The sequence below is a fragment of the Alysiella crassa DSM 2578 genome (genome assembly GCF_000745955.1).
Lineage (GTDB): Bacteria > Pseudomonadota > Gammaproteobacteria > Burkholderiales > Neisseriaceae > Simonsiella > Simonsiella crassa.
In genome coordinates, this window is the sequence record NZ_JQKH01000010.1 from 1 (window position 1) to 15,619 (window position 15,619).

Consider the following 15,619-nt stretch of genomic DNA (forward strand, 5'->3'; position numbering starts at 1 on the left):
CCTAAATCTCATGAACGTTTATCGCAAGGTATTTTTCGTGTTGGTTTAGAGCAGCTTGCCAAAGCTGCCATGTTGATGATGGCAACTTTGGACTATTTTTCAAACCCAAAACAGGTCGTCCGATTTTTTGTCGTGTACTGAAAGGCAGCCTGAAAACCTTTCAGGCTGCCTTTCAATATACGACAAACAATTAAAGTTTGCCTACGGCGTGCGCTCTTTCGCCGCGCGGCGACTTACTTTTTAGAAAAGTAAGCCAAACAACCATAAAAATCAAAAAATATTTTTCAAATTCAAATGGTTTTAAATTTCAGGCTGCCTGAATTATCATTACCCCACCCGATAAAACGCCAAACTCCCTAACACATTCGGCAATTTTTCCACGCGCTTATTACCCGTCATCACGGCACGTTCCAAAACGCGCAGATTATTTTTAGCACACAATAGTTCAAAATCTTGCAGCGTACACAAATGAATATTAGGCGTGTTGTACCATTGATGTGGCATACGCTCACTCACGGGCATTTGCCCACCGAACGCAATTTGCAAGCGGTTGCGCCAATAGCCAAAATTGGGAAAGCTAACAATGGCTTGTTTGGCAATGCGGGTCAAATCGCGCAAAATCGCTTGCGTGTCGCGCATGGATTGAATGGTTTGACTCAACACAATCACATCAAAACTGTGATTGCCAAATGCCGCCAAACCTTGCTCAATATCGGCTTGAATCACATTCACACCGCGCTCAATGGCAGCCTGAACGCTGTCGGTGGCGATTTCCACGCCATAACCTGTGCAATTTTTGTGCGCCGTGAGTGCCGCCAATAATTCGCCATCGCCGCAACCCAAATCCAACACATGACTTTGTTCGGGAATCCAGTCGTAAATTAATTGTAAATCTTCGCGTAAATTCATTTATTTTCTCGTTTCAATATTTTCAGGCTGCCTTTCGTTACCCTATAAAAATAAAATATTGCTGCAATCGTTGAGATACTGCCATCTACCCCCTCTCCTGTGGGAGAGGGCTGGGGAGAGGGGAAATCGTTGAGTATTGCTAGTTTTACCCTCTCCCTAACCCTCTCCCACAGGAGAGGGAACAGATGAGTGGTAGACAAAAATTTGTAGGATAATGAAAGACAGTCTGAAGAAATTATTGTTCAATTTTAAATACTTGTCTTAAATACGCCAAAAAGGTGTCATTGGTGGTCATGGTTTTGCCGTGCGTGTCGGAAATTTTGGCGACCGACTGCCCATTGCATTCCACCAATTTTAAAACAATATTCAGCGTATCTTGTCCCATATCATTGGTTAAATTGGTGCCTATGCCAAAACTGGTTTTAAATCGCCCTTTGAAATATTGGTGCAAATCCCATGCTTTTTCCAAATCCAGCCCATCGGAAAAGGTGAGCATTTTAGTGCGGCTGTCAATTTTCAATTTTTGATAATGCGCGTAGGCTTTGTCGCCCCACACATAGGGGTCGCCGCTATCGTGGCGCAAGCCATCAAATAATTTGGCAAAATACAAATCAAAATCGCGCAAAAATGCGTCCATACCCACCACATCAGTCAACGCAATGCCCAAATCGCCGCGATATTCGTTTACCCATGCTTGCAAGGCGGCGCGTTGAAAGTCGCGTAATCGCACATCAAGGGCTTGAAAAGCTTGTAAAAATTCATGCGCCATCGTGCCGATGGGGGTCATATTCAGCGTTTTGGCTAGGTAAACATTGCTCGTGCCGCGAAACACATCGGGCACGGCAGCCTGAAAACTGCGAACAACGTGTTCCTGCCACGCCCGAGTATAGCGGCGGCGTGTACCAAAATCGGAGATTAAAAACGGATTGTCTTGCGGGTGTTGTCGGGCGGCTAATTTTTTGAGTAACACGATTTTTTCTTGTAAACGCCGTTCGCCTTCCGCCAACGTGTCGGGCGTTTCCAAGCGGCGGAAGTAAAGTTCATTCACCATCGCCAAAATATAAATTTCAAAAAACATCGCCTGAATCATCGGACCTTCCACACGAATATTCAGCCGCCCATCATCATCGCCCCATACGCGCACAAATCGCCGTTTTAATTGAAACAATTCCAAATAATCCACAAAATCGCTTTTGATAAAGCGCAAACCACGCAAATAATTCAATTCATCTTGCGTGAATTTGAGTGTGCAAAGCGCGTCCAATTCCTGTTCCAAATCGGCTTGAATGTCGCGCAATGGGTAGGCGGTGTGGGTGTTGCGGCAGCGAAATTCGTACACGCCGTGTGCTTGTGGGAATTGGTGTAGCACCACTTGCAGCATGGTAAATTTGTATAAATCGGTGTCCAGTAGGGAGTGAATGATGGGCATGATGGGGTTTCCGTTTTGCGAATGGAAGAGGGATTATAAACGATTTCAGGCAGCCTGAAATCACGCTTTTCAGGCTGCCTTTTGGTATAATGACACATTATTTATGATGATAAATCAATATGAACAACGAATTAGATTACGAATTAAACGATGAATTAGCCGAACTGGGCGATTTTCAGCCAGCCGCCAGCAGCGAAACGGTTAAATTAACCGTTCCCAACGAATTGGCTGGTACGCGCTTGGACGCGGCATTGGCAAAATTATTACCCGATTACTCGCGCAGCCGTATCACCACTTGGATTAAAGACGGCGGCGTGTTGTGCAACGGCAAAGTCGCCACCCCAAAAGACAAATTAATCGGCGGCGAAGAATTAGACGTACAAATCCAACAAATCAATGAAAATCAAGCCTTTGAACCCGAACAAATGGATTTGGACATCGTGTTTGAAGACGATACCGTCATTGTATTGAATAAGCCTGCGGGTTTGGTCGTCCACCCTGCGGCGGGGAATTGGACAGGGACACTGCTCAATGGCTTGTTGGCGCATTGCCCTGAATTAGCGCAAGTACCACGTGCAGGCATTGTTCATCGTTTGGACAAGGACACGAGTGGTTTGATGGTGGTGGCGAAAACACTGCCTGCACAAAATCATTTGGTGCAACAATTGCAAAATCGCACCGTAAAACGCATTTATCGGGCGGTGGCAGACGGCATTGTGCCGTTTGATGGCAAAATTGAAACCTTGATTGGGCGCGACCCGCACAATCGCCTGAAAATGGCGGTTGTGAAATTTGGTGGTAAAGAAGCGGTTACGCATGTTAAAGTTTTGGAGCGTTATCATGCACATAGCTATATTGAATGCAGTTTGGAAACGGGGCGCACCCACCAAATTCGCGTGCATATGAAAGAAGCGCGACACCCTTTGGCGGGCGACCCTGTGTATGGCAATCCGCGCCATGTTTGCTCGCAACCCGTGAAAGAAGTGGTGAAAGGCTTGGGGCGACAAGCCTTGCACGCCTACCGTTTGAGTTTTGTCCACCCCACATCGGGCGAGCTGGTGTCGTTTGAAGCCCCCATGCCTGCGGATATTTACCATTTATTGTCGGTACTGCGTTTGGAAAGCGGCTTGCATTCTTCATTGAGCAAGGAAGTAGAATGGCAAAATGAGTTTGACGATGATGACGATGATTGGAACGAAGACGATTACGATGTACAAGTTATGTATGTGCGTGATTGATTTGATTTAAAAAATTTTAAATTTAAAAAATAAGGCAGCCTGAAAATATTTTCAGGCTGCCTTATTTTTTAAATCAAATCACGCGACTGAATTGCCGCCACCAAACCATCTCCCAAATACAAACCCATTTCATCATCCAAAAATTCATTGCTAATCAAAGCGATGGGCTGCGGATAATCTTGCTCCGACACGCCATATTTCACGCCACGCAAACTCACGCCACGCAAAGCCGTCAGCCCAATAAACGACAAATACCGCTTATCCCATTCGCGCCGAATATGATGGCAGCCTGCACGGTAAAATTTCAGCGTATTACCTTGTTCCCAAAAGAAAAATTTTTCCACATAATGCGCAAAACGCGGCTGCTGCGCCAACCAAATATTGGCTAATAAATGGTCTAGCCGCCCACCACCTAGCGCACCCAAAATCACAATTTTTTCAATTTGCTCAACAGGATAATTCGGCAAAATATGCAGCAACGCCGCTTCCAAATCCGTGTCGTCTTTTTCGGGCGGCAAACGCAGAATGTGGCGACATTCGGGCGGCGGTGCGCTGTCAAAATCGCCAATCGCCCAATCGGGCGCGTAACCGTGTGTCGCCAAAACGCGTGCGCCGCCGTCCACACCCACCAATAAATCAAATCCTTGATTTAAAATGGACAATTCAGGATTGGGCGCACCCGCACAAAACACCAGCGTGGCGCGTTTCAATACATGACAACAACTTTCAGGCTGCCTGAAACTTGTCCCCTCTCCCGCTTGCGGGGGAGGGTTAGGGTGGGGTTGGCTCGTTGAGTAGCGCAAATAGGTATTTGTTTCCATAGGTTTCCCCCCCTAACCTTCCCCCGTTAGAGACGTGGGAATAGATTGGTGGCAATTTTAAAAATGATTGAGTACCGAAAGGCAGCCTGAACATTTATTGGTCATACAATCCACGCACCACTTCGCCAATGGTGCTAATCCCTTGTTGCAAAACAGTTTTATCGCCAGCAATACTCATGCGTATGCACTCGTGCGCGTGGCGATAATCCGCCGTGTCCAGCCCCACAAAAAACAATTCGCTGGGGATAATCAGCGTGCCGCGTTGTTTCAGAATTTCGTATAACTCATTGGTGGAAATCGGTAAATTTTCAAACCACAGCCACAGGAAAATCGCCCCTTCGGGTTGATGAATGGCAAGCGGATAATCCTTAAATTCTTGTTGCAAAAGGGAAATGGCGTATTCTGCCTGTTCTGCATAAAATGGGCGAATCACATTGTCCGATAAATCTTTCAGGCTGCCATCTTGCAACATCGGCGTGGCAATCGCCGCACCAAAACGCGTGGGCGACAAATTGATAATCGCATTTAAGCTACTGATTGCCTTGATGATTTCTTTATTTGCCAACACAATACCTGTGCGCGCACTCGGCAGCCCAATTTTGGACAAACTGAAACACAGTACAATATTATCGTGCCAAATCAAAGTATTATCCGTATGAATAATATTTGGGAACGGCGCACCATAAGCATTGTCAATAATCAACGGTACGCCGTGTTTTTGCGCCAATGCATCCAATTGCGCCATTTCCTTATCGGTCAAGACGTTACCTGTGGGATTGGTCGGGCGTGAACAGCAAATCGCACCAATTTCGCCACGTTCCCATTCGGGCAATTGCGCCAATGCGTCAAAATCCACGCGATATTTGAAAAAGCCTGCCTGATTATTGTGCTGCACGCGCTCAATTTCGGGGCGCACAGCAAGAAAATGGCTGCCTGAAATATGCGCGTCTGCATAGCCGATGTATTCGGGGGCGAGTGGCAACAGTATCTTTTTGTTTCCGCTATCAAATTCACCGCCAAACAGGTTAAATAAATAGAAAAATGCGTTTTGTGAACCATTGGTCAGAGCGATGTTTTCAGGCTGCACGTCCCAGCCGTATTCGGCGCGGAAAAAATCGGCAAGCGTTTGAATAAAAACCGAATCGCCTTGCGGTGTGGAATAATTAGCAATGCTGTCAATGGCTTGATTTTCCGCGACTATTTTTTCCAATACGCGCTGATAGTTTTCATTGACGGCAGCGATTTTGGCAGGATTACCACCGCCCAGCATATTGATGGGTTGGTCGCTGGCAAGCGCGTTACCCAAGTCGTCCATCAATTGCAAAATGCCACTTTTTTGGGTAAATTTTTGTCCGAATTTAGAAAATTGCATAATGGTAATATATTGATTAATTTTATAAAAAACAAATTCAGGCAGCCTGAAAAAAGCTGCCGAATGAATTTAGGGCTTAGAACCTGTGTTCGTAAGATTGATGGCTTGATTTTATGGATAATTCTTGCGAATACAAGGCGGCTTTTCATGCCAATATTGAAATATTGGCGTGGAAAGCCAACGCAGTAGACGCATGAAGTAGCGATAAAAGCAAGCTATTAAGATTATGAACGCAGGTTCTTAATCTTCAATCGGTTTTTCGCTGGCGACTTGGTCAATTAAATGGGACAAATTCACGCCGCGTTCCAAAGATTCATCGTATTCAAAATGCAATTCGGGGGTGCGGAATACGGTGATTCGGCGCGATAATTCGCTGCGTAAAAAGCCTTTGGCATTTTCCAATGCTTCTGCGCTGGTTTCGCGGTCGCCACTCAAGACAGTATAGTAAACGGTGGCGTGGCTGTAATCACGGGTAACTTCCACATCGTTGATGGTGATGAAACCTGCGCGTGGGTCTTTCAAGCCTGTGCGTACCAAATCGGCGAGTTCACGCATGACTTGTTCTTTGACTCGGTCTATGCGTGCGTAGCCATTGCGTTGTGGTTTTTTCATGAGGTAACTCGTTTGTGTGAATGAGAAAATGCAGATTATAAGGGTAAACGCATTTTCAGGCAGCCTGAAAAATCAATTTACAAAAAAAGCTCTATCAAATCATTCAAAAAACGCCGCCCCAATTCCGTTGGGCGAAAATACATTGGATTGCTATCCAACAATCCTTTTGCTTGGGCGATTTTAATGTGTGGGGCGATTTTGGCGATGGGTAAACCTGTGCGTTCACTAAAATAATGACTGGGTACGCCGTCCACCAAACGCAAAGCATTCATCATAAATTCAAATGGCAAATCTTCAGTTGGCACGATTTTGCGTTCAATTGCATGGTTTGGGTTGCCGTGCATGGCGGCGAGATAGTCGGCTGGGTGGCGGCGGCGGGTGGTGCGTTCAATGCGGTCGTGATGGGTCAATTTGCCGTGCGCGCCCGCGCCAATGCCAATATAGTCGCCAAATTGCCAATAATTCACATTATGCCGTGCGCGTTGATGGGGTGCGGTGGCGAATGCGCTGGTTTCGTATTGGACAAATTGGGCGGCGGCTAATTCGGCATGGACTGCCAATTCAATTTCATACAATTCATCGTCTTGCGGCAAACCTTTGGGCGGCGTGTGTCCAAACGCGGTGTTGGGTTCAAGGGTAAGCTGATACGCGCTGATGTGGCTGGTGCCAAATTCAATCGCTGTGCGTACATCTTTGTAGGCTGCCTGAATATTTTGGTGCGGCAAGGCGTACATCAGGTCAATATTCACGCGTTCAAAAATCTGATTGGCGTGTTCAATCGCTTGTTTGGCTTCATCGGCATTGTGTATGCGCCCCAAAGTTTTTAATTGTGCGTTATCAAAACTTTGTACGCCGATAGACAGGCGGTTAATGCCTGCATCTCTAAAACCTTGAAATTTCTCATATTCAAATGTACTGGGATTGGCTTCTAGGGTGATTTCGGCTTCGGGATTCAGTTTCACGAGTGAACGTATGCCACTCAATAATTTGTCTATGCTGGCAGCCTGAAACACGCTGGGTGTGCCACCGCCGATAAAAATAGTGTCTATGCTTCGCCCCCAAAAATAGGGTAATTCATTTTGTAAATCAATCAGTAAGGCGTTAATGTATGCCGTTTCGTCCAGCGTAGATTTGATGGTGTGGGAATTAAAATCGCAGTAGGGGCATTTTTGAATGCACCATGGGGTGTGAATGTACAAGGAAAGCGGCGGCAGGGCGGTAAAAGTTTGCTGAAACATAAAATGTGAATGTGGGTAGATAAAATATTCATTTTAACTGATTTTCAGGCTGCCTGAAAAAACGGTTTTCTGCTACACTTTTGTTTTCTTTTTGAATGGGATAATTTGATGAAAACGAATTTTTGGCTGTTTTTGAGCGGCGCATTATTGGTCGGCAGTTTGCAGGCTGCCCCCAAACCCACGCCGCAACAAGACGAAGCGATGGTACACCACTATCGCGTTACCATGAAAGAAGCTGGCGAAGCCTTAAAAAATAATCAAGCCGAAGCCGCATTTCAGAAAATTTTATCTATGGCACAACAAGGTTTCCCCGAAGCGCAATACATCGCCGCCACCATGTTGCATGACGGCGTAGGCACGACACAGGATTTAGCCGCCGCGAAAAAATGGTACTCCGCCGCCGCCAATCAGTTGGGCAATGAAGAAGTGGCAACATTGGCAAAAGAAGGTTTGGCAGAATTGAAATAATATTCAGGCAGCCTGAAAATATGCAACCATGCCCAATGTAGGGTGCGTACCACGCACCAAATCATTCAAATAATGTGGTATTTTGGCATTTCGGTGCGTAATACGCACCCTACATGAATATTGTCGCGTACGAAAAGGCAGCCTGAAAACATATTCCCCCCAACAAAGGACATTAAAATGACCGAATTACACCAAAAAGCACAAAACTGGTTGGCACAAGACCCCGACCCCGAAACCAAAGCCGAATTGCAAACCCTGCTTGACCAAGCCCAAAGCGGCAACGAATCAGCCGAAAAAGAATTGGCAAACCGTTTCGCCGACCGCTTGCAATTTGGCACGGCTGGCTTGCGTGGGCGTTTACAAGCAGGCAGTATGGGCATGAATCGCGTATTGGTGGCGCAAGCGGCGAAAGGCTTGGCGGATTATCTGATTCGCAACGATAAAGAGCCATCTGTGGTCATTGGTTACGATGGGCGCAAAAATTCGCAAATTTTCGCCGAAGACACGGCGCAAATCATGGCGGGTGCAGGCGTGAAAACGTATTTATTGCCGCGTTGTTTGCCTACACCTGTGTTGGCATTTGCCTTACGCCGTTTGGATTTGACGGCAGGCGTGATGGTTACCGCCAGCCACAATCCGCCCGCAGATAATGGCTATAAAGTGTATTTGGGCAAACAACACGGCGGCGGACAAATCGTGTCGCCTGCCGATAAAGACATTGCCCAACAAATTGATTTGGCAACCCAAATTCAAATTAATGAATATGCGCGTAGCGATGATTACACCGTTTTGGGCGAAGATTTGATTACGCAATACATTGATACCACAGCGAAAATCGCGGTCGCACCCAAATTTGAATTGAATTATGTTTATACCGCGCTGCACGGCGTGGGCAAAGAAGTGTTGCTGAAAACCTTTCAGGCTGCTGGTTTGCCTCTACCACATATTGTCGCGGAACAGGCTGAACCAGACGCGGCGTTCCCCACCGTCGCCTTCCCCAATCCCGAAGAAAAAGGCGCGTTGGATTTGGCAATTGCTTTGGCAAAACAAGAACATGCCGAGCTGATTATCGCCAACGACCCAGACGCTGACCGTTTCGCCATCGCCCTACCCGATTCAGATGGCAATTGGAAATCGGTGCATGGTAATATGGTGGGCTGCTATTTGGCGTGGCACATCGCCCAACAAGCTGAAAAACAAGGAAAAAAAGGTGCAATGGCGTGTTCATTGGTGTCATCGCCAGCTTTGTTAGAAATTGCCAAACGCTATGGTTTGCAAGGCGAAGAAACGCTTACAGGTTTCAAATACATCGCCAAAGTGCCTGATTTAATTTATGGTTTTGAAGAATCTTTGGGCTATTTGGTCAATCCTGAAACGGTGTCGGACAAAGATGGTATTTCTGCTGCGATTGCTTTTGTGGATTTGATGGGCAGCCTGAAAGCGCAAGGCAAATCATTGCAAAGCTATATGGCTGAATTTGCGGCGGAATTTGGTGCGTATGCCAGCGCACAAGTTTCCTTGCGTATGCGTGAATTGGCGGACATTCCTGCGCTGATGGCGGCGTTACGCGCCCATCCCATCACGCAAATCGGCGCGGCAAAAGTCGTGCAAACCAAAGATTACGCCAACCATGCCGAACCTGCGGAAATTTTGGTGTACTATTTGGACAATGGCAATCGCGTAATTGTGCGCCCATCGGGTACCGAGCCAAAAGTGAAAGTGTATTTAGACGTGAAAGGCACGGACAATGCAGACGCGGCGCGTGTGTTGGCAGAATTGGACGACGATGTACGCAGCTTGTTGCGCCAAGATATGTATGGTAAACAAGATTGTTGATTTGATTTAATTTTATAGTAAATTCAATTTAAACCAGTACAGCGTTGTTGGTGTACACGGTGCTCGTTATCGCCTTGTCCTGATTTAAATTGAATCCACTATTATAAAATCAGGCAGCCTGAAAAGTTTTCAGGCTGAAACCTTTGCACAACCCTATTCTGTGAACTTTTCTAAAAAATAAATTTCTTAAAATTCAAAATATTAAAATTTTAAAAAATCAAATTTTAGGGGTTTTGCAAAGGTTTCAGGCTGCCTGAAAAATCATGAACCCCAAAACGCATTTAAGGCAGGCATTGCCAAAATCAACAACACCGCCACAATCGCCCATTCTGCGCGTTTAAATTGCAATTTGCCGTGAAATTGTTTCTGCGAATACGCAAACAACGCCACGCCCACCGCATACAACAGCACCGACAACAACAAATACTTTACCCCAGCCGCATACACAATCCACAAAGCATACACGCTGGCGATTGCACCAATCGCCTTGTATTGAAACGCCAAATTCTGTTTCATCGCCTGTTGCAACAAAAACAAGCCCACCAACAAATACGGCACCAAAATCATGGACGTGGAAATCAACAACAAGGCTTGGTAACTGTTGCCCGTTTGCCAAACCAAAAACAGGCAAAGTTGCACGGTCAAAGTTGTGAACAACAAAGCGTTTTTCGGTACAAGATTGCCGTTTAAAGTCAAAAATGATTTGGGGAATGCGCCATTTTTCGCGCCCAAATGCGGAATTTCGGTCGCGTACAAAGTCCAGCTCAAATAAGACGACAACACCGACACAATCAAACACACGCTAATCAAAATCTTGCCCCAATCGCCCACCATGTGCGCCAACACCCCAGCCATAGATGGATTGGACATTGCCGCAATCTCGCTGCGTGGCAACACACCTTGAGCCAACAGCGTGATTGCCACATACAACACCAGCACCAAACCCACGCCCAAAATGGTTGCTTTGCCCACATCGCTGCGGTTTTTGGCGTGTTTGGACAACACAGACGCGCCTTCAATACCCGTAAAAACCCATAATGTAATCAACATGGTATTTTTGACTTGGCTTATGATGCTGTTGTCTGCGCCTTCTTCGGGGACGATGCTTGCGCCCGTCCAGTCTGCCATAAAAATGTCTGAGCGGAAAAAATACACCGCCAAACCCACAAACACCATTAAAGGGAAAATTTTAACCACAGTCGCCAACAAATTGATGCCAGCCGCTTCACGAATACCGCGTGCCACCAAACCGTAAATCAACCATGCCACCGCGCTTTCGCCCAAAAACGCCCAAAACGTGTTGCCCTGCCCAAACAGCGTGAATTGTGGCGTATCGGTAAATGTGCCGACCGCTTCAAACGCCACCACCAAATAGCCCACAATGCCAATCGTAGTACACAACCAATAACCCCACGCCGACAAAAATCCCACCAAATCGCCAAAACCCGCACGCGCGTAGGTGTAAATGCCACCGTCCAAATCGGGGCGCAATTTGGCAAGACAAGCGAATGAAATCCCCAAGAAAATAATCCCAAAGCCTGTAATCAACCAACCGATTAACAAAGCCTGCGAACCTGCCACAGCAGACATATTTTGCGGCAGACTGAAAACGCCCGAACCGACCATGGAACTGATGACCAAAGCCGTGAGTGCGGTCAAACCAATTTGTGTTTTGCTAGACATAAAATACTCTGATTATTAAAAGAAATTTTGAAAAGAAAAGCCGCGATTTTACCGCATTTTTTTGATTGTGATGATGAAATGATTGTTCAGGCAGCCTGAACGCACAAGACAAAAATTGTTTGGCTGCCTGCAATCTGTTCCCTCCCCCGTCTGGCGGGGGAGGGTTAGGGTGGGGGTGGCACTCTGGATTTCTAACCCCCACCCCAGCCCTCCCCCTTGCATAGGGGGAGGGGGTAGGTTTGTGGCAACATCAAAGATTGTTGTGAAAGATTGTTGTGTACTGTAAGGCAGCCTGAAAAAATGAGCGTGGTTAATTGAATTTTTTCATGGCGTTGCGCCGCCATACCCACGCTTAAAGTGCCGCCCCCAAAGTTTCGCGGCAAATCCCACATATTTTCAGGCAGCCTGAAAATACCGCGCCAACGCCCCAATGTGTTCAGGCGCAATCCCACAGCAACCGCCCACAATCTCCGCCCCAGCGTTCACCCAAGTCCGCGCCCACGCCACATAATTTTCGGGCGAATTATCGGCGCGAATGGGGTCAAGTTCGCCATTTGCGTCATTCATTTCGCCTTGCACAGGTTCAAAGGCATTGGCATACACCCCAATTTTCATGCGATTGTGCAAAACCTGTTTGGCGGCAACAATCGCGTTTGCCATGATTTCAGGCTGGCTGCAATTAAACAAAATCGCGTCAATATCCCAATTTTTGACTGTTTCGGCAGCCTGAAACACCGTTTCGCCAGAACGCAAAATCGCCTGTTCATATTTTTTCGTGTCGTCTAGGGTAAACGACAACCAAATCGGTTTGCCCGAATGTTTCAATTTGCCATACCAAAATGCCGCTTCTTGCAGGCTGCTGACCGTTTCCGCCAACACAATATCCGCATAGGGCAACAAACCGTCCAACAAAGGTTGAGCCAATTCATCGGCACGATTTTCATCAAACAAATCAGGTCTGTACGAACCAAAAAGCGGCGGAAAAGACGCAGCAATTTGCACTTTTACGCCACATGCTTGCACCGCCTGTTGTGCCAATTTTCCCGATAAATCAGCCAGTTGTCGCGCTTCATTCGCAAAACGCGTTTCGCCAATGTGAAACGGCACAATCGCATAACTGTTGGTTGTGATGACTTGCGCCCCAGCACGAATAAAATCCGCATGAACCGCTTGCACGCTTTCGGGCGACTCGGTCAATGCCAAAGCCGACCATTCGGGTTGGCGAAACGGTGCGCCACGCCGATGGAGTTCGCGCCCCATGCCACCGTCCAAAATGATGATGTTTTTCATGATTTTATTTAAATTGAATGAATTATGTAGGGTAGGCACTCGTTGCCCACGCTGTTTAATCATACACCATAAATCCATATTTTAAAGTGAAATATGGATTTCAGGCTGCCTGAAAGCGGTTTTGAGAAAATGGCGGTCTTTGCAGAGAATTTGGTTTAGGTCGGGTTTCATGGTTTTGTTTTCAATCAAATTAAGTGGGCGCAATTATAGCAAAAGGCAGCCTGAAAGATTGCCATACTCTTTTATTCAGATTATGCTTATTGGGTTCATGATTGATAAGGAAATGTTGATGTCTTGGGGAGAATTTATTGGCATTCATGCCTTGATTGGTGTGCTTGTTGCATGGCTCACAATTCGTTGGCGTATGCGGTTTGCCTTGCCATTTGCGATAATGGTACTGTGGTTCATTCCCTATATTTGGTATTGGTCAAGCGCACAAAATGCGGATAATACGGATGAATTGAGTGCATGGTCGCCTTTATTTATTGCACCTGCTTGGTTGGTGGCTTGTTTGGTTTTTGGTACTGTGCGATTGGGGTGTTTTTTAAGAAATAGAAAATAGCCAGCGTAGATACTGTCGCTCCTGTCAATCCCTAAAACTAAAAATGTAACGAATATGGTGTTAAATCACCGAAGCACGAGACTGATACACCACTTGATGCTTCAACACACCAAAACAAAATTTTAAAGTGAAATATGGATTTCAGGCTGCCTGAAACAGAATTTTGGATAAGTGGAATATCAAAATTAAATTGATGGCACAACCCAAACCGCGTGGGCAACGAGTGCCCCCCTACACTTGCTATATCAATGAAAAATTGTTCAGGCAGCCTGAAAAATGCCAAAACACTTTTCAGGCTGCCTGAATTTAAATTAAAAATTAAAACATTACCCTTGCGGATTTTCCTGTTTCACGCGCAAACGCAAACTCAATTCGCGTAATTGTTTTTCGTCCACCGTATTGGGGGCATTGGTCAGCAAGCATTGAGCGCGTTGCGTTTTCGGGAAGGCAATCACATCACGAATGGATTCCGCGCCCGTCATCAGCGTAACCAAGCGGTCCAAACCAAACGCCAAACCGCCATGTGGTGGCGCACCGTATTTCAAGTTATCCAACAAGAAACCGAATTTTTCCTGTTGCTCTTCGGGCGTGATTTTCAGCGCGGCAAACACTTTTTCTTGAATGTCCGCGCGGTGAATGCGGATTGAGCCGCCACCGATTTCCCAGCCATTCAACACCATGTCGTAGGCGCGCGCCAAGCAGTTTTCAGGGTCGGATTCCATCAAATCTTCGTGTCCCACTTTGGGCGATGTGAATGGGTGGTGTACGGCTGCCCAACGGTCATTCTCTTCATCGTATTCAAACATGGGGAAATCCACCACCCAAAGCGGTTTCCACTCGTCCACAAAATAGCCGTCTGCCGCACCGTGTTCGTGTCCGATTTTGATGCGCAATGCGCCAATGGCTTCGTTCACGATTTTCGCTTTGTCCGCGCCAAAGAAGATGATGTCGCCATTTTGTGCGCCTGTTTCCGCGATAATCGTTTTCAGGCAGCCTTCCGACAAGAATTTCACGATGGGGCTTTGCAAACCGCTATTTTCATCATTGGTGATGTTGTTCACATCGTTTACTTTGATGTACGCCAAGCCTTTCGCACCGTAAATGCCGACAAATTTCGTATAATCATCAATGTCTTTGCGGCTCAATTTTGCGCCATTGGGTACGCGCAATGCCACCACGCGACCGCCTTTCATATCGGCAGCAGCGCGGAAGACTTTAAATTCTTCCGATTTCATCAATTCGGTCAATTCGGTGAATTTCAAATTCACGCGCATATCGGGTTTGTCCGAACCATAATAGAACATGGCTTCGCGGTAAGGCATACGCGGAAATTCGCCCAAATCCACACCCAAAGCGTCTTTAAACACCTGTTTTGCCATGCCTTCGGTGATGTCCATGATTTCATTTTCAGACAAGAATGAAGTTTCCAAGTCAATTTGGGTAAATTCAGGCTGGCGGTCGGCACGCAAATCTTCATCGCGGAAACATTTGGTGATTTGATAATAGCGGTCAAAACCCGCCACCATCAGCAACTGTTTGAACAACTGGGGCGATTGTGGCAAAGCGAAAAATTCGCCAGCATGAACGCGGCTTGGCACGAGATAATCGCGCGCACCTTCGGGCGTGGAGCGCGTGAGCATGGGCGTTTCAATGTCAATAAAGCCTTGCGCGTCCAAATAACGGCGCACACCCATCGCCACTTGGTAGCGCAAACGCAGGTTTTTCTGCATTTGTGGGCGGCGCAAATCCATCACGCGGTGGGTCAGGCGCACGTTTTCGCTGATGTTGTCTTCGTCAATCGGGAACGGTGGCGTGGCGGCAGCGTTCAAAATTTCAATTTCTTTTGCCAAAATTTCAATTTTGCCTGAAACCATTTTGTCGTTTTCCGTGCCTTCGGGGCGCGCACGCACGCGACCTGTGATGCTCAACACATATTCGCTGCGCGCGCTGTCTGCCAAAGCAAAGGCTTCGGGGGTGTCGGGGTCAATCACGACTTGGACGATGCCTTCGCGGTCGCGCAAGTCAATGAAAATCACGCCTCCGTGGTCGCGGCGGCGGTGCACCCAGCCTTTGACGGTTACGGTTTGGTCTAAATATTGTTCGCTGATTAAGCCGCAATAATTGGTACGCATATTTTTGTTTTTCCTTGTTAAATAATGAA

The 15,619-nt window shown here is 46.8% G+C and carries 15 protein-coding genes; 5 read left to right on the plus strand and 10 right to left on the minus strand.

Annotated features, from left to right (window positions below; translation table 11 throughout):
• Nucleotides 1-327: 327 nt before the first annotated feature.
• Nucleotides 328-909 (minus strand): methionine biosynthesis protein MetW, encoded by a 582-nt coding sequence (gene metW, locus Q338_RS02710; RefSeq protein WP_034291715.1) that lies wholly within the window; start codon nt 907-909, stop codon nt 328-330.
• 235 nt (nt 910-1,144) lie between these two features.
• Nucleotides 1,145-2,338, minus strand: coding sequence for a nicotinate phosphoribosyltransferase (pncB, locus tag Q338_RS02715; protein ID WP_034291717.1), 1,194 nt, complete (start codon nt 2,336-2,338; stop codon nt 1,145-1,147).
• A 119-nt stretch (nt 2,339-2,457) separates the two neighbouring features.
• On the opposite strand from pncB, the gene rluD reads away from it, so the two are divergent.
• Nucleotides 2,458-3,576: a 23S rRNA pseudouridine(1911/1915/1917) synthase RluD gene (gene rluD / locus Q338_RS02720; protein WP_034291719.1), complete on the plus strand. Its 1,119-nt coding sequence runs from the start codon at nt 2,458-2,460 to the stop codon at nt 3,574-3,576.
• 68 nt (nt 3,577-3,644) lie between these two features.
• On the opposite strand, the gene Q338_RS02725 is transcribed toward rluD, so the two are convergent.
• The 4 genes from Q338_RS02725 to hemW all read right to left on the minus strand — a co-directional run bounded on the left by Q338_RS02725 (nt 3,645) and on the right by hemW (nt 7,619).
• The gene (locus Q338_RS02725; protein WP_084693486.1) at nt 3,645-4,397 is read right to left on the minus strand and encodes a thiamine diphosphokinase; all 753 of its coding nucleotides are present in this window, start codon (nt 4,395-4,397) and stop codon (nt 3,645-3,647) included.
• A 94-nt stretch (nt 4,398-4,491) separates the two neighbouring features.
• Entirely contained in the window at nt 4,492-5,769 is a 1,278-nt protein-coding gene (locus Q338_RS02730; protein WP_034291721.1) for a valine--pyruvate transaminase, read from the minus strand.
• Between the two features lie 240 nt (nt 5,770-6,009).
• Nucleotides 6,010-6,381, minus strand: a complete 372-nt coding sequence (rbfA, locus tag Q338_RS02735) for a 30S ribosome-binding factor RbfA (protein WP_034291723.1) — start codon at nt 6,379-6,381, stop codon at nt 6,010-6,012.
• Nucleotides 6,382-6,458: 77 nt separating this feature from the next.
• Nucleotides 6,459-7,619, minus strand: a complete 1,161-nt coding sequence (gene hemW / locus Q338_RS02740) for a radical SAM family heme chaperone HemW (RefSeq protein ID WP_034291725.1) — start codon at nt 7,617-7,619, stop codon at nt 6,459-6,461.
• A 108-nt stretch (nt 7,620-7,727) separates the two neighbouring features.
• Here hemW and Q338_RS02745 point away from each other — a divergent pair, with 108 nt between their 5' ends.
• Together Q338_RS02745 and Q338_RS02750 are read left to right on the plus strand one after the other, a co-directional pair.
• Nucleotides 7,728-8,087 carry an SEL1-like repeat protein gene (locus Q338_RS02745; protein ID WP_034291727.1) on the plus strand — a complete coding sequence of 120 codons (360 nt, stop codon included), beginning with the start codon at nt 7,728-7,730 and terminating at the stop codon, nt 8,085-8,087.
• Nucleotides 8,088-8,264: 177 nt separating this feature from the next.
• Nucleotides 8,265-9,923 carry a phospho-sugar mutase gene (locus Q338_RS02750; protein WP_034291729.1) on the plus strand — a complete coding sequence of 553 codons (1,659 nt, stop codon included), beginning with the start codon at nt 8,265-8,267 and terminating at the stop codon, nt 9,921-9,923.
• A 261-nt stretch (nt 9,924-10,184) separates the two neighbouring features.
• Here Q338_RS02750 and Q338_RS02755 read toward each other — a convergent pair whose 3' ends face one another.
• The 3 genes from Q338_RS02755 to Q338_RS02765 all read right to left on the minus strand — a co-directional run bounded on the left by Q338_RS02755 (nt 10,185) and on the right by Q338_RS02765 (nt 12,896).
• Nucleotides 10,185-11,606, minus strand: a complete 1,422-nt coding sequence (locus Q338_RS02755) for a basic amino acid/polyamine antiporter (protein WP_034291731.1) — start codon at nt 11,604-11,606, stop codon at nt 10,185-10,187.
• 191 nt (nt 11,607-11,797) lie between these two features.
• Nucleotides 11,798-12,052, minus strand: coding sequence for a hypothetical protein (locus tag Q338_RS02760; RefSeq protein ID WP_147293712.1), 255 nt, complete (start codon nt 12,050-12,052; stop codon nt 11,798-11,800).
• Nucleotides 12,003-12,896: a homocysteine S-methyltransferase family protein gene (locus Q338_RS02765; protein WP_034291781.1), complete on the minus strand. Its 894-nt coding sequence runs from the start codon at nt 12,894-12,896 to the stop codon at nt 12,003-12,005. Before Q338_RS02765 ends, Q338_RS02760 begins: the two co-directional genes overlap by 50 nt.
• Before the next feature lie 289 nt (nt 12,897-13,185).
• Between Q338_RS02765 and Q338_RS02770 the strand changes: the two genes are divergently transcribed.
• Together Q338_RS02770 and Q338_RS14320 are read left to right on the plus strand one after the other, a co-directional pair.
• Nucleotides 13,186-13,458 (plus strand): hypothetical protein, encoded by a 273-nt coding sequence (locus Q338_RS02770; RefSeq protein ID WP_147293711.1) that lies wholly within the window; start codon nt 13,186-13,188, stop codon nt 13,456-13,458.
• A gap of 163 nt (nt 13,459-13,621) precedes the next feature.
• Nucleotides 13,622-13,762: a hypothetical protein gene (locus Q338_RS14320; protein ID WP_156961025.1), complete on the plus strand. Its 141-nt coding sequence runs from the start codon at nt 13,622-13,624 to the stop codon at nt 13,760-13,762.
• 22 nt (nt 13,763-13,784) lie between these two features.
• Here Q338_RS14320 and aspS read toward each other — a convergent pair whose 3' ends face one another.
• Nucleotides 13,785-15,590: an aspartate--tRNA ligase gene (gene aspS, locus Q338_RS02775; RefSeq protein ID WP_034291736.1), complete on the minus strand. Its 1,806-nt coding sequence runs from the start codon at nt 15,588-15,590 to the stop codon at nt 13,785-13,787.
• Nucleotides 15,591-15,619 lie beyond the last annotated feature (29 nt).